Annotated in this window: 23 protein-coding genes; 5 read left to right on the top strand and 18 right to left on the bottom strand. The window is 61.5% G+C overall.

What is annotated here, in order from left to right:
• Window positions 1–6: 6 nt before the first annotated feature.
• The 5 genes from OVA07_RS14000 to OVA07_RS13980 form a co-directional block, all read right to left on the bottom strand.
• On the bottom strand, window positions 7–594 hold the full coding sequence (locus tag OVA07_RS14000; protein ID WP_268172086.1) for a hypothetical protein: 588 nt from the start codon (window positions 592–594) through the stop codon (window positions 7–9).
• A gap of 150 nt (window positions 595–744) precedes the next feature.
• Window positions 745–1,032: a hypothetical protein gene (locus OVA07_RS13995; RefSeq protein WP_268172085.1), complete on the bottom strand. Its 288-nt coding sequence runs from the start codon at window positions 1,030–1,032 to the stop codon at window positions 745–747.
• Complete coding sequence (locus OVA07_RS13990; RefSeq protein ID WP_268172084.1) at window positions 1,032–1,673, bottom strand: phage tail protein I; 642 nt, start codon at window positions 1,671–1,673, stop codon at window positions 1,032–1,034. Before OVA07_RS13990 ends, OVA07_RS13995 begins: the two co-directional genes overlap by 1 nt.
• On the bottom strand, window positions 1,670–2,671 hold the full coding sequence (locus tag OVA07_RS13985) for a baseplate assembly protein (RefSeq protein ID WP_268172082.1): 1,002 nt from the start codon (window positions 2,669–2,671) through the stop codon (window positions 1,670–1,672). Before OVA07_RS13985 ends, OVA07_RS13990 begins: the two co-directional genes overlap by 4 nt.
• Before the next feature lie 392 nt (window positions 2,672–3,063).
• Window positions 3,064–3,249 carry a DUF6771 family protein gene (locus OVA07_RS13980; protein WP_268172081.1) on the bottom strand — a complete coding sequence of 62 codons (186 nt, stop codon included), beginning with the start codon at window positions 3,247–3,249 and terminating at the stop codon, window positions 3,064–3,066.
• 85 nt (window positions 3,250–3,334) lie between these two features.
• Between OVA07_RS13980 and OVA07_RS13975 the strand changes: the two genes are divergently transcribed.
• Entirely contained in the window at window positions 3,335–3,937 is a 603-nt protein-coding gene (locus OVA07_RS13975) for an SOS response-associated peptidase (RefSeq protein ID WP_268172080.1), read from the top strand.
• A 9-nt stretch (window positions 3,938–3,946) separates the two neighbouring features.
• Here the strand turns inward: OVA07_RS13975 and OVA07_RS13970 are convergent, their stop codons facing one another.
• The 7 genes from OVA07_RS13970 to OVA07_RS13940 form a co-directional block, all read right to left on the bottom strand.
• The gene (locus OVA07_RS13970) at window positions 3,947–4,432 is read right to left on the bottom strand and encodes a phage virion morphogenesis protein (protein WP_268172079.1); all 486 of its coding nucleotides are present in this window, start codon (window positions 4,430–4,432) and stop codon (window positions 3,947–3,949) included.
• Between the two features lie 11 nt (window positions 4,433–4,443).
• A complete protein-coding gene (locus tag OVA07_RS13965) occupies window positions 4,444–4,956 on the bottom strand; it encodes a phage tail protein (RefSeq protein WP_268172078.1) in 513 nt (170 codons plus the stop codon).
• A 5-nt stretch (window positions 4,957–4,961) separates the two neighbouring features.
• Window positions 4,962–5,177 carry a tail protein X gene (locus OVA07_RS13960; RefSeq protein WP_268172077.1) on the bottom strand — a complete coding sequence of 72 codons (216 nt, stop codon included), beginning with the start codon at window positions 5,175–5,177 and terminating at the stop codon, window positions 4,962–4,964.
• Window positions 5,177–5,680, bottom strand: a complete 504-nt coding sequence (locus tag OVA07_RS13955) for a head completion/stabilization protein (protein ID WP_268172076.1) — start codon at window positions 5,678–5,680, stop codon at window positions 5,177–5,179. The genes OVA07_RS13960 and OVA07_RS13955 overlap by 1 nt, the downstream gene beginning before the upstream one ends.
• 100 nt (window positions 5,681–5,780) lie before the next feature.
• Window positions 5,781–6,530, bottom strand: a complete 750-nt coding sequence (gene gpM, locus OVA07_RS13950) for a phage terminase small subunit (protein ID WP_268172075.1) — start codon at window positions 6,528–6,530, stop codon at window positions 5,781–5,783.
• 164 nt (window positions 6,531–6,694) lie between these two features.
• A complete protein-coding gene (locus OVA07_RS13945) occupies window positions 6,695–7,825 on the bottom strand; it encodes a phage major capsid protein, P2 family (protein WP_268172074.1) in 1,131 nt (376 codons plus the stop codon).
• Between the two features lie 53 nt (window positions 7,826–7,878).
• Window positions 7,879–8,718: a GPO family capsid scaffolding protein gene (locus OVA07_RS13940; protein WP_268172073.1), complete on the bottom strand. Its 840-nt coding sequence runs from the start codon at window positions 8,716–8,718 to the stop codon at window positions 7,879–7,881.
• Between the two features lie 158 nt (window positions 8,719–8,876).
• Between OVA07_RS13940 and OVA07_RS13935 the strand changes: the two genes are divergently transcribed.
• From OVA07_RS13935 to OVA07_RS13925, 3 genes are all read left to right on the top strand, one after another.
• A complete protein-coding gene (locus OVA07_RS13935; protein WP_268172071.1) occupies window positions 8,877–10,814 on the top strand; it encodes a terminase large subunit domain-containing protein in 1,938 nt (645 codons plus the stop codon).
• Between the two features lie 70 nt (window positions 10,815–10,884).
• The gene (locus tag OVA07_RS13930; RefSeq protein ID WP_268172070.1) at window positions 10,885–11,940 is read left to right on the top strand and encodes a phage portal protein; all 1,056 of its coding nucleotides are present in this window, start codon (window positions 10,885–10,887) and stop codon (window positions 11,938–11,940) included.
• A gap of 131 nt (window positions 11,941–12,071) precedes the next feature.
• The gene (locus OVA07_RS13925; protein WP_268172069.1) at window positions 12,072–12,884 is read left to right on the top strand and encodes a DNA adenine methylase; all 813 of its coding nucleotides are present in this window, start codon (window positions 12,072–12,074) and stop codon (window positions 12,882–12,884) included.
• Here the strand turns inward: OVA07_RS13925 and OVA07_RS13920 are convergent.
• Entirely contained in the window at window positions 12,881–13,258 is a 378-nt protein-coding gene (locus tag OVA07_RS13920) for a thermonuclease family protein (RefSeq protein ID WP_268172068.1), read from the bottom strand. The genes OVA07_RS13925 and OVA07_RS13920 overlap by 4 nt on opposite strands.
• Window positions 13,259–14,161: 903 nt before the next feature.
• Here OVA07_RS13920 and OVA07_RS13915 point away from each other — a divergent pair.
• Window positions 14,162–14,497, top strand: coding sequence for an integrase arm-type DNA-binding domain-containing protein (locus tag OVA07_RS13915; RefSeq protein ID WP_268172067.1), 336 nt, complete (start codon window positions 14,162–14,164; stop codon window positions 14,495–14,497).
• A gap of 168 nt (window positions 14,498–14,665) precedes the next feature.
• Here OVA07_RS13915 and OVA07_RS13910 read toward each other — a convergent pair whose 3' ends face one another.
• The 5 genes from OVA07_RS13910 to OVA07_RS13890 all read right to left on the bottom strand — a co-directional run bounded on the left by OVA07_RS13910 (window position 14,666) and on the right by OVA07_RS13890 (window position 20,703).
• Window positions 14,666–15,088 carry a hypothetical protein gene (locus OVA07_RS13910; RefSeq protein WP_268172065.1) on the bottom strand — a complete coding sequence of 141 codons (423 nt, stop codon included), beginning with the start codon at window positions 15,086–15,088 and terminating at the stop codon, window positions 14,666–14,668.
• The gene (locus OVA07_RS13905; protein WP_268172064.1) at window positions 15,054–15,383 is read right to left on the bottom strand and encodes a hypothetical protein; all 330 of its coding nucleotides are present in this window, start codon (window positions 15,381–15,383) and stop codon (window positions 15,054–15,056) included. Before OVA07_RS13905 ends, OVA07_RS13910 begins: the two co-directional genes overlap by 35 nt.
• A gap of 166 nt (window positions 15,384–15,549) precedes the next feature.
• Entirely contained in the window at window positions 15,550–16,377 is an 828-nt protein-coding gene (locus OVA07_RS13900) for a shikimate dehydrogenase (protein WP_268172063.1), read from the bottom strand.
• Window positions 16,378–16,435: 58 nt separating this feature from the next.
• Window positions 16,436–19,393 carry a TonB-dependent receptor domain-containing protein gene (locus tag OVA07_RS13895; protein ID WP_268172061.1) on the bottom strand — a complete coding sequence of 986 codons (2,958 nt, stop codon included), beginning with the start codon at window positions 19,391–19,393 and terminating at the stop codon, window positions 16,436–16,438.
• 74 nt (window positions 19,394–19,467) lie between these two features.
• The gene (locus OVA07_RS13890) at window positions 19,468–20,703 is read right to left on the bottom strand and encodes an MFS transporter (RefSeq protein ID WP_268172060.1); all 1,236 of its coding nucleotides are present in this window, start codon (window positions 20,701–20,703) and stop codon (window positions 19,468–19,470) included.
• Window positions 20,704–20,705 lie beyond the last annotated feature (2 nt).

Raw genomic sequence — 20,705 nt, 5'->3', positions numbered from 1 at the left:
GGGCGCTCACAGCTTCATGATGTAGGCCAGCGCGAAGAACGGCGGGCGGTGGTCCGCGTCGGCTGCACTGGCGGTGTGGGTGTGGGTGGGGTCGTTAGGCGTTGCGCTGGTCAGTGCATTGGGCGGATCGCCATCGCCGTTGACCGTGGCCGTGGTGATGCCGATGGTCAGGCCGGTGGCAGCATTGTTCACTGTGATCGCGTGGGCGTGTGTCTGCGCCCCGCCGGTTGTACCGACGGCATAATCGCCCCCAGCACCCACCACGAAGCGGTTGCGCAGATCCGGTGTGCCATTGTTACCGTCGCACAGCGTCCAGCCCACTGGAACCGACGCCAGCGAACCGGACCACAGCACGATCATGCCGCTGGGCGCGATCTGCGACCGGTCCTGGCCGTCCAGCAGGTCGGCATCAAGCCCGCTGCCCGCCCCGTCGACCGTCAAAAGGCGAGCCAAGACACTGGAGGCGTTATAGGCGGCCTGATCCAGCGGGGTGTACCCCAGCCAGGGAATGACCGAGGCCTTTGCCGCAGCGGCAGTCAATGCGCGCAGGGCATCTGTGCCGGTCTGGGCTTCTGCCGTGGTTGCCAGTTCCACGATGCCGCGCGTTTCGGTGGTCGCAGGCGGAACCGAAAAGATCGGATCGCCAAAGGCAATCGAACCGGCAAGGTCCGAAGTGAATGCAATATCGAAGGCAATCAGCGCAAACGCAGGGCCTGCCTTGTTGATGACGGTGGAGCCGGAACTTTAGACCGCGAACAGGGTGCCATCTTCCAGCCAAAGGCCAAGGCCTGTGGCGTTCCACACGTCCGCGCTGGTGTCATAGGCGGTCATGTGGGTGATGTTGGGCGCAGCTTCGGTCCCGGCGATGGCCCCGATCCGCTTGAACTCTCCCGGCAGCGCGGTGAGCGTGGGCGCGACCGTGAACGGCGTTGCAGTCAGGCCCAGTTCGGTGATGACCACGGGATCGCTGCCCGACGCGCCCTGCACAGCGGCAAGTCCCGCGTTCGTGAGCGAGAGATACAGCGCTCCCATCAGTCATGCTCCACGAAATCAGTGCCATCTTCGGTCTGGATGGGTTCGCCGTCTTCGGTCTGCCAAACGATGGACCAATCGCGGCTTGTGTCGTGGACGGCTGCGTAATCGTTGCGCGCCATCGTTCCGGCGATCACACCGCCAGCCATGTGCAAGCCGACCTGCGTTTCGAGCGAGTGCACAAAATCGAAGTGGCTGCGCAACGGCTTGGCCGCCGCAACGTCTCGTATGATCGCCACGGCGGTTTCATCGGTCAGAAAGCTGGCATCGATGCCGTCAGGCCCGGCGGGTGCCCGTACTTCGAACGTGTGGGCGATGCGGCGCGGATTGGCCTGCCAGCCTTCCACAATGGCCAATTGGGGGTGGAAGCGGGCAAGAACTTCCTCAACTGCCGGGCGCGACGCTTTGCGCTGGTGAAACGGGATGGCATCGGCAGTGGCAGCGCGCTTCTGTTCCACCGTCCAGTCGCTGTTCCAGTGGCTGATTGCCAGATCGCGGGCGAGGAAGGGCAGCACGTCTTCGGGGCAGGTGGCCGGGTTCAACAGCGTTCCCACTGCCGCCAGATCGGTTCCGGCCCGCATCGCCAGTTCCAGTGCGCGTTCGGACGGCAGGGCGTTGGGGGGCAGGATCGATTCCGTCACAGCACGGTGCCCGCGATGGTGACGCTGATCGAAACGGGGTGGGCGAGCTGCGCCGCCGTGATAGCAATATCGGCGGCGGGCTGGGGCAAGACCACCCGCTGCACATTGGCGACGTGGAGCGCGGCGATGTGGGCCGTGCGCGACACGTCGCGGCCAAGGCGGCGCGATACGGCAAGATGGGCATCAAGGCTGTCCTGCGCGGTCTGGCGGATCAATTCCGCATCAGGCCCGGCGAAAACATAAAGCTGGGCTTCGATGGTGTAGGGAACCAGCGTGACGGGCTGGACGATCACTTCGTCGGTCAGCGGGCGGACAGGACCGGCAAGGCGCGCGCGCACTGCATCAAGGACAGCATTTGCAGGGACACCATTGCCGGTGGATGCAAGCACGGTGACATCGACTTGCCCCGGCCACGCGGCGGCATCGAGCGCGGCGGTCATGGCGGCAACCAGTTCGGGCGATGCGCTGTGCGAGGACAGCGTTTGCAGGACCAGCGCGCGAATATCATCCGGCCTTGGCGACGTGGCGGTGGCATCGGCCACATCGGCATGGGCCGAGCGCGCGTGAAAGACATAGGCCAGTTCCGGCCCGGCCACGCTGAAGCTGTGCGGGGCAAGCTGGACCCGCTGTTTGAATGCGGTGTCGCCTTCCATCACGGCGGCCGTGCCGGTTTCGGGATCGGCCTCGACCAGTACCAGACGGGCCACACCGAACAGGGCGGCAAGATGATCCAGCTGATCGCCGGTGGCATAGGCCAGCAGCAGGCCTTTGGCCGCATCGACAAAGGCCTGTGTCAGGACCATTTCGTCATAGCTGTCGGCCTGAAGTAGCTTCATCGCCGGGTCGCTTTCCACCAGCGCGGAAAAGGCGGGGTACTGGCCGATCAGTTGCGCCAGCTTGCCCGCCAGACGCGCCTCGAAATCCGGCTGATCGATGATCGTCGGGGCGGGCAGACCGGCAAGGTCCAGTGCGGGAGAGGTTGCGATTGATCCGACCATGGCCAGACACAAGCGCGGGGGTCGCGCGCGCGCTAGGTGTCTGCGCGGTAGTGCGGCGGTTTACCGATCAACGCACCCGCGAAACGGCCCTTTTCCACTCTCGTTCATCAGGCCACGGCAAGGCAAAGTCAGCCGTGGTAATCTTGCCCAGATCCAGCTTGATCGGATGAACCTTTCGCCGAAAGCGGGAAAGGCAAACCCGGCACCAGAAACGACGCCGCGCCGCGCCTAGGCGGTCATCCCAACCTCGTCGCTGAAAATGCCACCACAGTCCGAACGGATTGAAGCTGGAATAATGACCACAGCCGCAAACCGGGATGACCGAATTGCGCATGGTGGCTGCTTCAAAGATGCAGGTCGGGACCATGAGGCCATCCGCCGACCATTTCATGTCAGATCAGGTGGGTTTGCCGTGGCTCGCTGTCTTTCGGGGTTTCGGCGTGGCGCAGGATGGCGCTTGCCAGTTCCAGCGCCGCGTCTTCGCGTAGCCACGGCTTGGGGTCAGACAGCCCTACGCGCGCCCAACCGGGGGCATTCAGCAGGGCATCAGCGATGCGGGTTCGGTCGATTCGTGTCATGGCATAATTGGAACATAGGAAGAACATTCGGGCAAGATGGATTCCGAATGTTGACTCTGCACATGCCGCGCATGACCATCGCGGCATGTGCAACCTTTATCGCATGAGAGCCGCAACGCAGGAAATCGGCCAGCTGTTCGGCGCGCGGGTGACCGATGGCCTGAACGCGCCGGGCGAGATCTATCCCGGCTATCCGGGGCTAGTGGTGGCTGAGGGCGATGTGCGGCAAATGACGTGGGGCCTGCCGCTGCACATGACCGGCAAGCAGGGCCAGAAGCTGAAGCCCAAGCCTGTGAACAACGCGCGGGAAGACAAGCTGCACACCCCGTTCTGGCGCGACAGTTTTGCCAAGCGGCGGTGCCTTATTCCGGTGAGCGAATGGGCAGAAGCTGAAGGTGCCAAGGGCCAGATGACCCGCACCTGGTATGCCATGCCGGGCGGCGAACCCTTCGCCGTGGGCGGCCTTTGGCGACCGACCGCCGAATGGGGCAATGCCTATGCCATGGTCATGGTCGACGGCTGCGAACAGATGGCCGATGTGCATGACCGGATGCCGGTGCTGCTAACGCGCGAAACGTGGGCGACATGGACCGACGGCACTCCGGAAGAAGCGTTTGCCCTGTGCAGGACTTGGGCCGGTGATCTGATGGTGGATCGCACGGCGGAGCGGTGGGCGAAAGCGCGATAAGGCCCTGCGTTAATCGCCGGGGTCGAGCATTTCCCCCATGATCTGCACCGGCAGGTCTTCGTCTTCCGGGCCAAAGCCCAGCAGGGTTCGTACCGGGTAGCGAAAGCGGATCGGCGTTCGGTCGCGCTGGCGGCGGCCAATGGTCTGGACTTCACCGAACTGGCTGACCGATGCGGCGTGATCGACCACGGGCGATGCCGCCGTGATGCCCACGCCCTTTTCGTCGGCATCGATGCGCCAGTGCTTCAACTGGCGCAGGCCCTGAAACATCTTGCCGCCTGCCTTTTCGCGCAGGCGTCCGCGACGATCTAGGCGCGCTTTCTTCGGCTCCATCGCGGTGCCATCGGGCTGGACGTTTTTGGCGATGCGCTGAAGGTTCGACCGGCGCAGGCGCTGGCCCAGTTTGAGTGCGGCCTGTTTGCGCTGGGCCGGTTCAAGCCCATGCAGCACGCGGCCCATCCAGTCGTTGAAGCGGGTCAGGTCATCGTCGGCCATGGGCGTGGCTTTCAGGCGTCTGGCGGCAGGAAGGGCGCGCCATCGAGCAGGATGGCGGCAATGTTCGGCACCGGATTGACGCCTGCAAAGCCGTGCTGATCGGCAAGGACGGGATCGTCCTGTTCCTGCGGGGCAACGTGTTCGCGGCCCTGATTGTCCAGCGAAACAACGTAATTCTGGGTCAGGTCCAATTGGATCAGCACGTCCGCCGTGCCGTTATCCAGCAAGTCGGCATCGAATGTGAAGCTGTCTTTGCCGGGTTGCAGCAAATCCGGCTGATGGGTGTGCAGCCATTTCAGCACGGCATTGGTGATGAACGACAGGTCGGTCTTAACCCCCATGGCCAGCACGTTCAGGCGGAAGGCGAGGCCGAAGCTGTTCGATGTGGTTTGCGTGCCTTGGCCGGTGCCGCGATCAATCCACACCGGCACCCGCGCCTTGTCGTTGCGCAATTCGGGGATGGCACTGAACAGCGCGGTGCGCAGGCTGTCGATCTTGCGGGTGGTAAGGTCTTCGTCGGCCATGCCGTTCAATTCCAAAGCTGGACGGTTTCACGCACCGCCGGTTTGGCCTGCGCCAGATCGGGCAGGATCAATTCGGTTCCGGCGGGCAGGCGCGGCCCCAGAGCGGCAAGACCGGGGTTCAGTTCCAGCACCTGTTCGGTGACCGCGCCTGTGCGGCCCAGCACCCGCCAGCACACGGCATCGACCGTTTCACCTTCGCGCGCGGTGGCCGTGGTGGTCATCAGATCAGTTCCACACGGTTGCGGGGCGATGGGGCGGTGGTGCCGCCGGGGCCATAGCTGCGCAAATCGGCCACTGCGGCCCATGCGCGGCGATAGTATTCGTCCGCGCCGTCTTCCTTGTCGCCTGCGCGATCAAGGCCCCGGTCTGTGGCGCTGATATCGCGGTTTCCGGCGAACAGATCGGCGGCGGTAAGCGAGACAATCAGCCGTTCCCACAGCGCCACGGCGACATTGCGCCCGTTCAGTGTTTGCGCGGTGACAGAGGCAAGGCTGTCCGCGCCGGTTGTCGTATGAGCGGTGCGCCAGTCAGCAAGCTGGCGGAAGGCGGTTAGCATGGCCGCTTCGATGGAGGCGGTCAGGCGCTGCGTGGACAGATCACCATCGCCAAGCCGCGCCGTTTCCCGAACCAGCGCCAGCGGGATGGCCGGGAACCAGCCATCGGCGGCGACCGATGCGTCATCAGGATCTAGCGGGCCGAGTGTGGTTGCCGACAATCCTGCCATGATGTGGGCCTTTCCGTTTTAGGGGGGTGGGGTTGGGCTTTGGGCCTGATGCGGTGCATTGGCCCTTGCCCAACCGCCCCCCAGCGCCGTGGGCGATCTGTTATTCCTGTGGCGGGGTGGCTTCGGCGGTCAGTGCCTTGAGCTTGCGTTCAAGGCGTTCGATGTCCTTTTTCACCCCGACATTGCGATCAAGCTGGAAGGCGCGTTGCAGATGCTCCTGCGCTTCGGCCACGAAAGCCGCCTTGCCGCCTGCGGGCGCATTGTCCGCCGCCGGGTCAAACTTTTCGGCGCGTTCTTCAAAACGGCGACCGATGGCCTTGTGCAGTTTGGCGCGCACGGGATCGGGCATGTCGTGGCCTTCGGCCAGCTGCTGGACGGCGACCAGCGTATCAAGGTTCACGGCCTCAAATTCGGCGTTGGCGATGGTGGACACTTCTTCGACCAGATAGCAGGCCGGGGTGCGGGTGAAGCGTTCGGGCATGGCAAGGCCGTTGCGGATGGCATGGGTCGCAAGGCGCAGGGCATATTCGAAATCGCGATAATCGATGGCCCAGACCAGATTGGTCACAACGATTTCATCCTGCGCGGCCTGTCCTTCTGCCGCCAGAACGCCATCGATCCACGGCGCGAAGGCGCGGGCCATTTCGATCTTCACCGGAATGCGGGCTTCATGGCTGGCGATGTCGGACAGGGTGCGCAGGTTGTCATGCAGCAGGACGCGCAGGGCGGCATATTCCTGCCCGGCGGCTGTGGTGGGCGGCAAGGGTTCGGGCGTGGCCGCCGTGTCTGCCGACTGGGCCGACTGCTGGGCAAGCACGCGCTGGCGGTGGCGAAGGGCTGGGCTAAACATGGCGGGGCCTCAAATTTGGGGGGATGGCCACGCTATCCGGTGCGTGGCCGACCAGTTCGGATGCGGAGCAAATGCGCTCCCCTTGCTGGCCTCTGTCTGGGCTATTGCGGTGCCAGCCCGGATGCCAGCCACCGCCTTCGTCGCCCTCTCCGGGGTGTATGAAATTACGGGGCCGGTCGCGCCGGTGCGCCGCCGATCACGATGTTTTCGACAAGCACGCACATCTCGTATTCTTCGATGACGTAGGCTTCGTTGACGCTCTCGTAATTGGCGATCCGGTTGTATTCCGGTTCGTCCTTCAACTGGCGACGGCGGGTTTCTTCCTGCCAATAGATCGACAGGTTATCGAGGCGGGTAATCATCAGCGCACCCGCCGGGAAGAACGGCACGCGCACCGCAGGCAAGCCGCCCAGCGTCTTGTTGGAACGCAAAATGCGGTCGGTTGCCTCAACCTCGGTAGCGTCGGCGCCAGTGGTCTGCGCGATGGTGAAATACTTTTCGTCCACCAGATCGTGGCCGACAATCACCACCAGTTCGGTGTCACCGCGCCACCATTCGGGGATCAGGCGCTTCGCATCGAGGACGAGCGCATCCAGCGAACTGAAATCGGCCACGGCATGGGCTGACCCGCCAGTAGCATCGTGCGCGGCGTTACCGTCGAACAGTTCAACACCGGGCTTGACGTAGATAGCCTTGAGCGCGGCATTGTTGGTGCCGTTGGTTTTCACCGTCAGGCTGCCATCGTTGAAGATCTGGCCCGGCGCATTGTCGCGCAGCTTCTTCAGCCACCCGATGTTGACGTCCTGAAGCAACGGGTTTGCCACACGGTCGGTCTGATCGGCAGCTTCTTCGCCATACCACCCGATCATGATGCGGTCGCGCGACTGCTGCTTCAGGATTTCGTCACGCAGCAGCGTTTCGAAATCGGGGCGGTGACGCCAAGCATCCATTAGTGCGTAGCGGCGCGCCCAGTCGAAATCGGTCTGCTTGGCCAGATAGCGGCGCTTTTCCGAATTGCCGCTGGGATCGGTCGGGTTGCGGCGCGCACCACCACTGGTGTCTGTGCGGCCCGCGATGGTGCGGGTGGTGGTCAGGCCCAGCACCTGCCCTTCCTGCTGGGTCACCGGGACGACGTTGATTTGCGAAAGGAATTCGGACGATTCCTTCATCTTAGTTTCAAGCTTCTGTTCAATTTCGGGATCGACGTTGAACTGTTCGGTGGCGAGAGCCACGCCATTCAGCAGCGCGATCTGCGAGCAGTAAGCATGGAAGAGAGCGCGGGTTTCATTGCGCATGAGAATGTTTCCTTGTTGCAGCGGGCGGGGCTGGCGGGATCAGGGGCGAGCGATCAGCAGTCGGTCTTGGCGTAATTGCCGTTCTTGCCGGTTGACTGGGGACGCTGGCGGAAGGTCGGAGCCGGGGTGCCTTCCGCTTCGTCTTCCAGCTTCTTCAGCTTGACCGCGAGCGCATCGGCATCGGCGCGAAATTCGGTGCGCAGGCCGTTAATGGCGGTGTTAAACGAGTTGCCCAGGTCTTCGATCAGGGGGCGAAGCTGGGTGAAATCGAACGCGGCAGGCGCGGCGGGATCATCAGGCTTCGCGGCGGGCTTTTCTTCCTGTTTGGGCGTGAACTTGGCGGCGAAGCCGTCGAGCATGCCGTTCAACTTCGACAGGAAGGAGTTGCCATCATCGGGGCCGCCCGCTTCGGCAAATTCCAGCGCGGCGGCCTCGTCGCTCGAAACCGTAATCGAGCCGGGACGGGTGCGGTTGAATTGCAGGCGTTCAGTGGCGATGGAGGCGGGGCTGTCGGTCAGGGCGCAACCCATCAGGTAGGCGAAGCCCTGCCCGCCAAAGTTGGGTTCGATTTCGATGGACGGATAGACCTTCTGGCCCGCCCCGTTCAGCTTCTTGGCATCGTCCGTGACCTCGAACGCGCCATAGAGCGCGGTGCGCTTTTCGGTCTTTCCGTTGAAGTTCACATCGACTTCGCCAATCGACAGTTCGACCACGTCGCCATAGGCGCGGAACGGTCCATCGCCGGTGACGCCCCGAACGTGTTCGATATTCAGCCGCGCCCCGTAAGTCTTGGGTTCATAGCTGTCGGCCATTTCCTTCAGCATCTTTTCATCGATCACACGGCCATCGACGGTGGAACCGGCGGTGGCGAGCAGGAAGGGCTTGGTCTTCATCGAAATGGCTCCCGTGGGGCGTTGGTGCGGGGTCAGCAGGTTGTGCCCTTTGAGGCACCGGCAGCGGGGCAAAGACAACGCGCCTGCGCGGTAGTGCGGCGGTTTACCGCGCTGCGCAGGCGACAACGGGGCGGGCGTGGGGTGGATGGCATCAGCCCATGCCAAAAGCCGCCGCCCCGAATGCCGTCACCCGCGACGATGCCCACGACGACGCAGATCTGCACGATGGGGCGATCAGCCGTCAGGTGAACCGAGCGGCGCGGCGCGAGGCACGTTCGCTGTATCACCGGGGCTGGACGCAGACCCAGATCGCGGCGGAAATGGGCGTGCCCTATGCCACGCTGGCCGCGTGGAAGCGCCGCGACGGGTGGGACAACGACGCGCCCATCGTTGTGGTGGTGGACCGCATCGAGGCCAAAATTTCCACCCTGCTGGACAAGGAGCCGTTCACCGAAGGCGACATGAAGCGCATCGATTTTCTGATGCGCCAGTTGGAGCGGGCCGCCCGCATCCAGAAATATGAGCGCACCGGCAAGGAAGGTGACCTGAACCCCAAAATCGGCCGGCGCAACGATGACGAGGCCAAGGCCAAGCGGGTGGAAAAGCGCAAGAATTTCCTTAACCTGGATCAGTGGCAGCAACTGCTGGACGATTTCGAAGCGTGGCGGTTTGAATATCAGGATCTGTGGTGGGAACAGCGCGACCAGCGCGTTCGCAAGATCCGCAAGAGCCGTCAGGTCGGGGCCACGGTCTATTTCGCGCGCGAAGCCTTTGCCAAAGTGGCCGAGGCGGTGCTGGCGGGCGAGCAGCCGCGCAACCAGATATTCATTTCCGCATCAGAGCGGCAGGCGCTGAAATTCAGGCGCGAAATCTACAAGTGGGTCCGCAAGGTCACCGGGGTCGAGCTTAAAGGCAAGATCATCGAACTGGACTTTGTGGGCCAGTATCCTGACGACGCGGAAGGCAACCCCACCGGGACGGCGCTGGAATCGGTCGGCTTCTATTTCCTGTCGACCAATTCGGCCACGGCGCAGGGCGAAAGCGGCGACTTCTATTTTGACGAATATGCGTGGGTTCACGGCTTTGCCGAACTGGCGAAGGTCGCCAGCGGCATGGCCACCCACAAGATCTACAAGAAAACCTATTTCTCGACGCCATCGACCAAGACCCACGAAAGCTATGCCTTCTGGTCGGGCGAGGAATGGAACCGGGGCCGGGCCAAGGGCGACCAGAAGCCGTTCGACATCAGCCTGAAGAACTTGGCACGCGGCGCGATCATGCCCGATGGGGCGTGGCAGCAAAGCCTGACGATCCATCAGGCCTGTGCCATGGGCCTGTCGAAGCTGGTCGATGTGGGCGAGCTGCGCCTTGAATGCTCGGAAGATGCGTTCCGCAATCTTTACGAATGCGAGGACGTGGACGATGCGGAAAGCAGCTTCCCCTATGCCCGCGTTGCGCCGGCCCGCGTCGACAGCTTCCTTAAATGGCGCGATTTCTTTCCCGCGAAGATCGACATTCCGGGCGGCAGGCCGTTTGGCGATAAGCCGGTGTGGCTGGGGTATGACCCCAACAAGCAGGGCCGCGACGATGCCGCGCTGATCGTGCTGGCCCCGCCGGATAAATCCGGCGGCAAGTTCCGCGTGCTGGAAAAATACCGGCTGAACGGTAAGGATTTTGCGGGGCAGGCCGATTTCATCAAGCAGGTCGCCGCGCGCTATCACGTCACCGACATATCGATCGACACGACCGGGCACGGTCAGGCCGTGCTGGAACTCGTCCGCAACTGGTTCCCGATGGTGCGCAAGATCGAATATTCGGTGGCGAGCAAGACCGCGCTGGTCATCAAGGCGCAGCATGTGTTCCGTGCAGGCCGCATCGAGTTTGACGCGGGTTGGACCGACCTGATGCAAGCGCTGATGGCGATCAGGCCTCAGCTTACCGCCAGCCAGAAGGGCGTAACCTATGTCGCGCGGCGCAATGGCGAAATCGGTCATGCCGACATCGCGTGGGCGCTGCTGAATGCCCTTTCCAACGAACCACTGGATGCAGGCACCGCCAGCCAAGGCACTGGCGGCACCGTGAAATTCTACGATTGAGGAGCCGCGCATGACTGCCCGAAAATCCCCCCGGAAATCGACCGCGGTTGCCACCGTAACGAAAGGCAAGATGTCGCGCATGCCCGCAAAATCGGGTGGCGGCCAAGGGCGCATGTTTACCTTTGGCGACCCGGAAAGCGTGCTGGATCGGCGCGAACTGACCCAATATTTCGAGATCTGGCACAACGGGCAGTGGTATGAACCGCCGCTGCCGATGGGGCGACTTGCCCAGGTGTTCAATATGTCGCCCTATCACCGCAGCGCGGTGGCGCTGAAGGTCAACATGCTGGTGTCGCAACAGCAGCCCAGCCGGTGGCTGGACGGCGACAATTTCGAGCGGTGGGCGCTGGATTTCGTGCAGATGGGCAATGCCTATCTGCAGTGGGTGCCGAACCTTGCCGGGCGACTGGCGCTGGCGCAGCATTCGCCCGCGATCCACACCCGCGCCGGGGTGAAGCCGGGCATTTATTGGTTCGTGAACGGGCCGGTCAGCCAGAGCCATGAATACGCCGAAGGCAGCGTGTTCCATCTGCAACAACCGGACGTGGCGCAGGAAATCTATGGCCTGCCCGAATGGCTATCGGCCCTGCAAAGCGGGCTGCTTTCGGAAAATGCCACGCTGTTTCGCCGCCGCTATTACCTGAACGGGGCGCATGCGGGGTTCCTGCTTTATATCAGCGAGCCGCTGGCCGATCAGGAGACGCTCGACGCCATCGACCAGAAGATGCGCCAGTCGAAGGGCCTTGGCAATTTCAAGAACATGCTGGTCCACATTCCCAACGGCAAAAAGGACGGCATCCAGATCATGCCGATTGCTGATGTGACCGCGAAGGATGAATTTGCGAACGTAAAGAACATCAGCCGGGACGACATGCTGGGCGCGCACCGCACACCGCCGCAACTGGTTGGGGTCATTCCGCAGAACAACGGTGGCTTTGGCAGCGTCCGCGATGCCCGCGATAGCTACTACGAACTCGAAATCGTGCCGATGGCCCGGCGTATGTTGCGGGTGAACGACTGGGCCGGTGTGCCGCTGCTTTCTTTTGGCGATTACGTCTGCGGCGACGGCACCGTGATCCGTCAGGTTGGCAACGGCTTTCAGAAAATTCCGCCCGGCGCGCGCTGATTCGCGCGGCGGGGGACGGGCGTTGGCAGCGCCCAATCCGACGATTGCATCTCGTCACGTCCCCAATCGGTCCCGCCTTGGGTCCATCCCGCCTGCCGAATCGGCGCGGGAACATTTAAGGAACAAATGCGATGCTGTCGAATCCTGACACGGAGTTTTTACCGGTCGATCCGGTGAAGCCGCTGGCCCCCTATATCGGGGGTAAGCGCAATCTGGCGAAGCGCCTCATCCAGCGGATTAACGCCGTGCCGCATGACACCTATGCCGAAGTGTTCATTGGCATGGGCGGGGTTTTCCTGCGCCGCGACCAGCGGCCCAAGGGCGAGGTTATCAACGACTGGTCCGAAGACGTGGCCACGTTCTTCCGTGTGATCCAGCACCATTACGTGCCGTTCCTCGACATGCTGCGCTTTCAGATCACCAGCCGGGCCGGGTTCGAAAAGCTGATGGCGCTGGAGCCATCGTCGCTGACCGATCTGCAACGGTCGGCGCGGTTTCTTTACCTGCAAAGGCTGGCGTTCGGCGGCAAGGTAAATGGGCGCGGGTTTGGCGTGGTGCTGGGCGCGGGCGCGCGGTTCGACATTGCCAAGGCAGGGCCGATGATCGAGGCGGTGCATGAACGGTTATCGGGGGTCATCATCGAGCGCCTGCCGTGGGCGGATTTCATCACCCGCTATGACCGGCCCGGCACGCTGTTCTACCTCGATCCGCCCTATTTTGGGTCCGAAACGGACTATGGCCGGGACATGTTCAAGCGCGAGGAATTCGAAGCGATGGCCAAGCAGCTGCGCGGCATCCGGGGCCGGTTCATTCTATCGCTGAATGACCATCCCGAAGTGCGCCGGATCTTCGACGGCTTCCAGATTGAAGGCGAAAAGGTGCGCTACACCGTGGGTGGCATGGACAAGTCCAAGATCGCCGGGGAAGTGATTATTTCCAACTAGCGCCAAGGACGGGCAAGGCCACGGCTGATCAGCCAGTCGCCTGCGTCACGACCGTTGACTGTAACGTGGGCAAGCGTGCGACCGTAAACGTCTTGCCCCCGCCGTTCTAGGCGAACCGGGCCGCGCATGAGGAACGCCTCAAGCGCGGCCTTTGCCTTTTCAGCTTTCGCAGGATCGCACCAACTGGGGTTCCGGCTGTGCTTCAGCCGGGCGCGGGAGCGCGCGCTGCATCGTTCTGACCCCGACAGTTCGGGGGCATCGATGCCTAGCAGTCGCACCCGCTCGCCACTGCGCAGGCGGATGGTGTCGCCGTCTGAGACGTGGGCGATGCAGGTGGCAGCGGCTGTCAGGGCGAGGGCGATCAGGAAGGGCACCTCCGGCCCCTACCACGCCCCCCGGACCACCGCCATCACCCCCAGCGCGCCGCGCTCGCCCCCACGCCACGCTTTCGGCTTCTTCATCTCGAATTATGCAATTTGGGTGGTTGGCGATGCAGGCGCTGGACACCCCCATATCGCGCAAAGGCATAATCTTTATCACATGCCTCGGTTTCCTCCCGAAAATCCGCAGAAATCCGCCATTTTTGATGTGATAAGCGAGGCCTAATCCTGACGTAATATTTTTGCCCGCCCGACATAACCTCATTGATTTTTAAGGATTTTCCTAGCCTCCAACATTACCTCTATTCGATATTATCTGATTATATCTATATTATAATAACATGATGCCGTAAGTATTTGAAATTGCAGGTATGTTATAAATGTTAGGTGTTTGCGCGGCATACCCGGCAACCCCATAGAATGCAGGCATAGGCCCGAAAAATTACCGACCTTATCCGCTCATCCATGATGCAAGGCTGCGACTTCAATGATGCGCAATTATGCTGGACGTGCGGAAGAGCCGGGGCAGGGGCCATTCGTGGTCGGCCATGGGAAAGGGGGATAACCACGCTATGGTATGATTTATGGTATGCTGCCCAAAACCGGGCGCTTATGCGCAGCATTTACTGATTGTTGGATGCAAGTTCGAATCCCACCCTCTCCGCCAGGTGCTGCATTTCAGCACACTTTCACGAACCAAGGTGAACGCTCAGAAAGCCCGGATTGCCCGGCTTTTTGTGTGGGTTTTGTATTCACTGAAGTTCATAGGAAATCGCTTTAAGCCAGCGCCGAAATTATGGCTTGAATTGCCAATTTAAGCCGCCAGTTTGTGTGCATCATGCCTTTGCGCGCGTAACAAACTTTCGGCCAGGCAGGTGGCCACACTCACCAAGCCCAATGTCTGTCCGATGGAGGTGGCCTCTATCTGCGGATTCGCACATCTGGCGGGTCTTGGATCTTTATCGGCACGCTGCTGGTCAAAGAATCGAACTTGGTTTGGGCAATGCCCTTGACGTGACGCAGGCAGAGGCCCGCGAACGCGCGGCAGATATTCGCGCTATGCTGATCGCCGGCCTCGATCCCCTTGCCGAGCGCGCCAAGGCCAAGGTCAAAGGCTTGCGAACTGGCGAGAACCCGGAGCGCGGTAGAGGTCGAAATGGCTTTGGCGCATACCGTGGCATCGGCGGTGGAGAGAGCCTATCGCCGTGGCCGCGCGCTGGAAAAGCGGCGTGAACTGATGCCTGCGCGACGCACTTTCCTTATACGCTACGGCTACCACGTGCGACTCGTATCGGCTTCTCGCTCGAGGACGAATACCTGATCATGCAGGTCGCGATTGACATGATCGCCGCCAAGTGAACCCTTCGGAGACCATATTTTCGTAGCCGCCGGGCTGCACAATCAGAGCTTGAGGCGCCCCCTTGCCGAATTCAGCACTGCACGTTGGAGCTGCATAGCGATGAGTGAGTCAAGTATCCGTTCAGACAACTGCGTTACCATTGCTTCAGTGTGATGGTCTTTGGCGATATTGTCCCTGATCGCGATCAGACGCGCGAGATCCTGGGCAATCAACTGGGCGCGTGCTCCTCTTTCACCGACGTGTCGAACGATCGCATAGACCGCCTTTTGTGAGCTTCCATAGTAACGGATTTGTTCGAGGTGATTTGTCATTCGCCAAGTCCGAGACAGCACCATTTGGCTTACGGAAGTCACGTAATTTTCGTGATTTTCCACCCGGTTCAGCACATATGCTGTGGTTTGGATCGGCACTGCCATCCGTTCGGCCGTCTCATTGCCAAATTCGCTTGAAATGAGCTGTGCCAAGTTGTTCACCCGGTGTTTCTCGATCAGTTCGGGATTGCACCGCGAAAGAAAAATGGACGCTACGTCTGCCATTCGGGGGTTGGATGACCAAGCGTTGATAAAGCAGATCGGCCAGAAGTTTTACGACTCTTTCCTGATCGGCCTTGCTGGCAAGCACGTAGCAATCCGAAAAAAGGTTGGCGGTTTCGACCCGTCGATCGATCCTGTTAAGATTCCGTGCCAACCCCAGTGATTCCGGACTGGCGCCATGGCCGCATTTTAGCGCGGCGGCCAATGAACCGCTGAATTTTTTCAACGATGGTTCTGTGGGTGGCGGACCTGACACCGAACGGGCAAAAATTGACGCAACCGAAATGTCGGAAGGCAAGGTGGTCGCGCGCTGATAGCCACTTCGCCGCATCTTCGTGCGGGCGTTACTCACAGAAGCAGGGATGCGTATAAATTGTAGGCCGGGATTAGCGTCAGTCCAGACTTTGCAGCATGCGTGCTGCGTCTGCCGGGCAACCGGTGATAATCTCAAACGCGCGTGCGGCTTGCCCCACGACCATGCCGACCCCGTTGATGGTCCGGCACTGCTTCGATTTTGCGACCCGAAGAAGCTCGGTTTCAGGGGGGAAATAGATGATGTCTGCTACCCAGTGGCGTGTTTCTATCGCACTGGAGGGCAGGGGCATGCCGGGTTTTCCGTTCATGCCGATTGGGGTCGCGTTGACGATGCCATTTGCATTGCTGGTATCAAGCTGGTCGGGCATGCAGGGCACGACCGCTGCGGCCGGAAATCGCTCGATCAGGTCTGCGGCAAGCGCACTGGCCCGCGCTGCATCCACATCGACCAGCACCAGAGTTTTGACATTCAGCGATAGCAGTGCAGTCGCCACGGCCGCGCCTGCGCCGCCTGCGCCAAGCTGAATTACACGATCAAGCGCTGCACCGGGCAGCCCATCCATCAGCGAACCGCGAAAGCCGGTCATGTCGGTGTTGAAGCCGATCAGCCTGCCGTCCCGTATCGCTACGGTATTGACCGCGCCCACGGCGGCGGCGCTTTCGTCCAGTTCATCCAGCAGCGGAATGATTGCTTGCTTGAACGGGTAGGTGACGTTGAAGCCGCTGAATCCTTGTTCGACAAGACCAGCCATCGTCAGGGCCAGATCATCGTCAGTAAGGCTGCGCGCGGTGAAATCGAACAGTTCATAGCTGAGGTCCAGGCCCAAAGCCTGCGCTTCCTTCTCATGCAGTTCAGGAGAACGTGATGCGAGAATGGAGCGTCCAAGAAGACCAGAGCGGATCATTGCGGCCTTTGCCAAAAAGATCCCGGCACCGTGGTGCGGTGCCGGGACATAGGGTGGATCAGAAGTTTACACGAGCGCCGAGGTAGAATGACCGCCCGACCGGATCGTAGAGCGCAACATCAGTCCCGTTCTGCGAACTGGCGACGAAGGGCAGGCCCTTGTCGAACAGGTTGTTGACGCCCGCGCGGATTTCGAACTGCTTGCCGACTTTGATCGTGCTGAACATGTCCCACAGCGCATAGGCGCCCACGCCGACTTGTGCGGTGGCAGGGGTAAGGACCGAAGTCGTGTCCTTCATCGCGCTTTGATAGCGCCAGCGCAGGCCCAGCGTACCGCCGTCGGAACGGTAACCGAAGCTGGTAACGGCCTTCCACTTGGGCGTGGCGCGCGGGGGCAGGCTGCTGACGCCAGCGGCACCGTTGCTGATACCGGTGTAATCAAGATAAGCCGCGCCCGGCAGCAGTTGCAGTTTGTACTTGTTGAGCCAACCCACAGCGGAATTTACGAACAGGCGGCTGCTTTCTCCGCCCAGGAAGCTGGCCGGAACGGTCCAGTTCACCTGTGCTTCGACGCCATCGGTCTTGACCGCGCCAAGGTTGAGGTAAGGCGTCGCCACCGTGGTCAACTGCCCGCCGTTGTCGCGCACCATCAGTCCGCAGTACAGGTTGCTGGCGTCATAGGTGGGGTTCGACCCGTCAAGGTTGAAGCACTTGGACAACACGGTCAGGCCGGGCACCGTCGAGATCACGTTCTTGACCGAGATGTTGTAGTAGTCGACCGACAGAGTGAGGTCGGAGAACAGCCCGCTTTGGATCGGCGAGTTCAGCACGAAGCCGACGTTGAACGTGTCAGCGCGTTCGGGCGTAAGGTTGGTGTTGCCCGAAACAAGCTGGCCGGTTGCCGTGGTGGGGAAGGTGTAGCTGGAAATCGCTGCCTGCGGGATGCCTTGTGCCACACACAGCGCGGCAACTTGCGCGCCATTGGCACCTGTGCGGGCGTTTGAGCGCACGTCACACGGATCGCCCAGCGCCGAAGGTGGCGTGCCGATGACAAGCTGCGTGCCTTGCTGCGGCGAGAACAGTTCGCCGATGTTGGGCGCACGCACCGCGCGCTGATAGCTGCCACGGATCAGCAAGGCGTCGACAGGCTTCCAGCGGGCGTCAATTTCATAGCTGGTGACCGCGCCGGTGACCGAATAGTCGGAGAAGCGCACCGCGCCACCGATACCCAGTTCACGCACGAACGGTTTGTCGGCCAGCAACGGAATATCGACCTGTGCGGCGAATTCCTTGACCGAAATGCGACCCGATGCGGCCTGCGAGGCGATGACGGCTTCGATGTTCTGTGCGGCAAGATCGCTGTCTGGCGTGTAGTTGAAGCTGTTCTTGCGATAGCCTGCAACCAGCGCGATCTGGGCAGGGCCAGCGCCAAGGTCGAACAGTTTGCCGTTGACCTGAAGTTGCGCCTGCGTCTGGCTGAGTTTTTCCTTCGAGAAGGCGCTTTTGGTGATGTAGGCAACGCAGGCCGGTGACAGTGCGCGTGCATTGGCATCGCCAAAAGGATTGAACCCGCCAGCGCAGATGGATTTGCCGCCATCAGCCGCATTGAGCAGCGTCTGCACGCGGCTTTTTACCACGGCATCGTTCAGCTGCTGATCGTGGACCGATTGGTCATACGAGGCATAGAAATCGAACGACCAGCCATCGGTAATGTCACCCTTGAGGCCCGCCATGTACTGTTCGACGACGTAGTTTTCGTCCCAGTTCTTGTAAGGCACGCCGACATAACGACCGTTCCAGGTGAACGGTGCGTTGGGGTTCGGGCGCGATGCCAGAACCGTGCTCAAATCAGCAGGGATGAAAGGGTTGGTAACCGGTATGGTGGTCAGCGTGCCGAACTGGGTAAGGCTGCCACCCGACGCAGTGTGGACTGAAAGATCGACATACATGAACTGGCCATAGGCGGTCAGCGATGGGGTGAGATCGTAATCGGCCTTGATGAACGCGGTCTTGCGCTTCAGCGCGTTGGCAAAGTCGATCTGCTGACCGACCGGCATACGCACGTTGTTGCCGACGACAAGGTAGCCGTTGCTGCCGTTCGCACCCTTGTAATTGCGCGCGCCGGTCTGGGTGAACAGCGTGCCGTCGTTATTGAAGCCAAGGTTCAGCAGGTTGGCTGTGGCGGGCATGCCCGTCACACCATAGCCTGCGAATATGCCGTTGACGGCGGCCAGCGTCGGTGCATTTGTGGCGCTGGGAACGAAGGTGCCTGTGCCAATGAACGACGAAGGCGTCTTGTCAAAGAAGAAGTCGCGCTTGCTGCCGTTGATCGAATCCTGTTGGGCATAGCTGAACGCCGCGATTACATGGCCGCGATCTTGTGCAAAGCCGCTGCCAAAGGCGAGCGAGCCGTTGAACTTGTAGCCATCGCCGCGTTCGCTGATGGAGTTCTGCATGTCCATCCGCACGCCATCGAAGGCGCGCAGTGTCTTGAAGTTGACCACGCCTGAAATTGCGTCCGAACCATAGATGGCCGAGGCGCCGCCCGTGATGACGTCAACGCCGCCCATAATGGAATCGGGCAGGATGTTGATGTCGACGTTACCGTTGATGTCCGACAGCGGCAGGCGCTTGCCATCCAGCAACACAAGGTTGCGGTTGGTGCCAAGGCCATGAAGGTTGACCGAGGCGCGTCCGCCAGTCCCCTGACCACCGGTGTTGGCGTTGCCTGCGGTGGTAAAGCTGGGGAACTGGTTCAGCGCGTCCTGAAGGTTGGCCTGCCCGGTTTCGCGGATGGCGGTTTCGCCCACGCTGACAATCGGGCTGACGGCGGTGTTGTTCGGGCGCTGGATCAGCGAGCCGGTAACGATGATTTCGCGGTCATCGACAGCGGCGGTTTCGCCTGCGTCGGTTGCCTGTTGTGCGGCTGCATCCTGCGCGAAAGCCGGTGCGGCAAGCGCAATGCTTACCGACAGCAGCGACGCGGAAAATGCAAGGCGAGTGCCCCTCAAATGCATAGTCATCCTCCTCCACACCGGCTTGAGTCGCCGGTTACGAGGTTCATTTATGTTACGAACCAGTTCCTGTCAAATTAGTTGTTACTGGATGGTAACACTTTGTTGCGCTCCACCATGACCGCGCTGAATGCGCAGATCACCAGAGGCAGGCAATAGGCGGCAAACAGCAGGGGAAGCGCGGCATTTGCGGCCATCAGGTATCCGCCCAGCATAGGGCCGACCACCGCGCCGCCACGGCCCACGCCAATCGCCCAGCCCACGCCTGTCGCACGGATTTCCGCTGGATAGGCACCCGCCGCAATCGGCCAGACCCCGTTGTATCCGCCCTGCAGCAAAACACCGATCAGGAAGGCGACCAGCAGCGTCAGCCAAACCGGCATGGTCACCGATCCGAACACCAGCATGGCAGCGCCAGCCAGCAGCAGCATGGTAGGCACAAGACGGCCCAGCGGCACCCGCAGCGCCAGCACGCTCATTCCCATGGTGCCCACGAACGCGCCAAGGTTATACAGCGCGCCTGCATAGATACCGTTCGTTTCTGAAAGACCGGCCGCGATCGACAGCTTGGGAATCCAGCTTACGATGAAATAGAGTACCATCAGGCCAAAAAACACCGCACCCCACAGCGCAATTGTGCGCGCGCGCAGGGCAGGGGCAAACAACATGCCTACCTTGCCGCCTTCACTGTTGCCGGGGGCAGGCTTGCCCGCTGGCAGCACGGCCCACGCTGCAGGAAACAGCACGATCGTCAGTAGCGCCGCGCCCAGCAGCATCGCCTGCCAGCCATGCACCGGCAATTGCTTTGCCACGATCAGTCCGGTGAACACAGCGGCGAAGGGATAGCCTGCCTGCACCACCCCCACGGCAAGGTTGCGATGGCGGGCGGGCGCGCTTTCGGCGGCCAGTGCAGCCATCGCCGCGAGCACGGTACCAATGCCCGCGCCGACCACCACCCGCATCGCAAACAGCACGGTAACGCTGCCAGCAAAGCTGCTGGCCACCATGCCCACTGACATCAACGCCAGCGCGGCCAGAATCACCGCGCGCCGCCCCACCCGATCAGCCATCGGTGCGATCAGCATGCCGCCAATGGCCATGCCGATCAGCCCGGCGCTGAACAGGTTGCCCATCACGTCCGGGCCGATATTCCATTCGGCCTGAAGCCGGGGCGCTATGAACGACAGGATCGTCACGTCCACGCCATCAGCCATGTTGATGGCAAAACACAGCGCCACGATGGCAAGGGTCTTGCGCGTCCAGTTCGCGTGTTCAGGACCGGCATCGTCAGATGCGGTGATCGGTGCAGCCATTA

The organism is Novosphingobium sp. SL115 (genome assembly GCF_026672515.1).
In the GTDB taxonomy this organism is placed as follows: Bacteria; Pseudomonadota; Alphaproteobacteria; order Sphingomonadales; family Sphingomonadaceae; genus Novosphingobium.
The sequence above is the reverse complement of the archived record's forward strand: the minus strand, read 5'-3'. Positions and strand labels throughout refer to the sequence as shown.

Excerpts from the sequence above, each read along its gene's own strand:
- gpM (WP_268172075.1), bottom strand. The coding sequence starts at position 6,530 with ATGTTTAGCCCAGCCCTTCGCCACCGCCAGCGCGTGCTTGCCCAGCAG.
- OVA07_RS13995 (WP_268172085.1), bottom strand. The coding sequence starts at position 1,032 with ATGGGAGCGCTGTATCTCTCGCTCACGAACGCGGGACTTGCCGCTGTG.
- OVA07_RS13955 (WP_268172076.1), bottom strand. The coding sequence starts at position 5,680 with ATGGCAGGATTGTCGGCAACCACACTCGGCCCGCTAGATCCTGATGAC.
- OVA07_RS13925 (WP_268172069.1), top strand. The coding sequence starts at position 12,072 with ATGCTGTCGAATCCTGACACGGAGTTTTTACCGGTCGATCCGGTGAAG.
- OVA07_RS13970 (WP_268172079.1), bottom strand. The coding sequence starts at position 4,432 with ATGGCCGACGATGACCTGACCCGCTTCAACGACTGGATGGGCCGCGTG.
- OVA07_RS13890 (WP_268172060.1), bottom strand. The coding sequence starts at position 20,703 with ATGGCTGCACCGATCACCGCATCTGACGATGCCGGTCCTGAACACGCG.
- OVA07_RS13960 (WP_268172077.1), bottom strand. The coding sequence starts at position 5,177 with ATGACCACCACGGCCACCGCGCGCGAAGGTGAAACGGTCGATGCCGTG.
- OVA07_RS13915 (WP_268172067.1), top strand. The coding sequence starts at position 14,162 with ATGTCTGTCCGATGGAGGTGGCCTCTATCTGCGGATTCGCACATCTGG.
- OVA07_RS13965 (WP_268172078.1), bottom strand. The coding sequence starts at position 4,956 with ATGGCCGACGAAGACCTTACCACCCGCAAGATCGACAGCCTGCGCACC.
- OVA07_RS13945 (WP_268172074.1), bottom strand. The coding sequence starts at position 7,825 with ATGCGCAATGAAACCCGCGCTCTCTTCCATGCTTACTGCTCGCAGATC.
- OVA07_RS13895 (WP_268172061.1), bottom strand. The coding sequence starts at position 19,393 with ATGCATTTGAGGGGCACTCGCCTTGCATTTTCCGCGTCGCTGCTGTCG.
- OVA07_RS13935 (WP_268172071.1), top strand. The coding sequence starts at position 8,877 with ATGCCAAAAGCCGCCGCCCCGAATGCCGTCACCCGCGACGATGCCCAC.
- OVA07_RS13985 (WP_268172082.1), bottom strand. The coding sequence starts at position 2,671 with ATGGTCGGATCAATCGCAACCTCTCCCGCACTGGACCTTGCCGGTCTG.
- OVA07_RS13900 (WP_268172063.1), bottom strand. The coding sequence starts at position 16,377 with ATGATCCGCTCTGGTCTTCTTGGACGCTCCATTCTCGCATCACGTTCT.
- OVA07_RS13975 (WP_268172080.1), top strand. The coding sequence starts at position 3,335 with ATGTGCAACCTTTATCGCATGAGAGCCGCAACGCAGGAAATCGGCCAG.
- OVA07_RS13940 (WP_268172073.1), bottom strand. The coding sequence starts at position 8,718 with ATGAAGACCAAGCCCTTCCTGCTCGCCACCGCCGGTTCCACCGTCGAT.
- OVA07_RS13930 (WP_268172070.1), top strand. The coding sequence starts at position 10,885 with ATGTCGCGCATGCCCGCAAAATCGGGTGGCGGCCAAGGGCGCATGTTT.
- OVA07_RS13980 (WP_268172081.1), bottom strand. The coding sequence starts at position 3,249 with ATGACACGAATCGACCGAACCCGCATCGCTGATGCCCTGCTGAATGCC.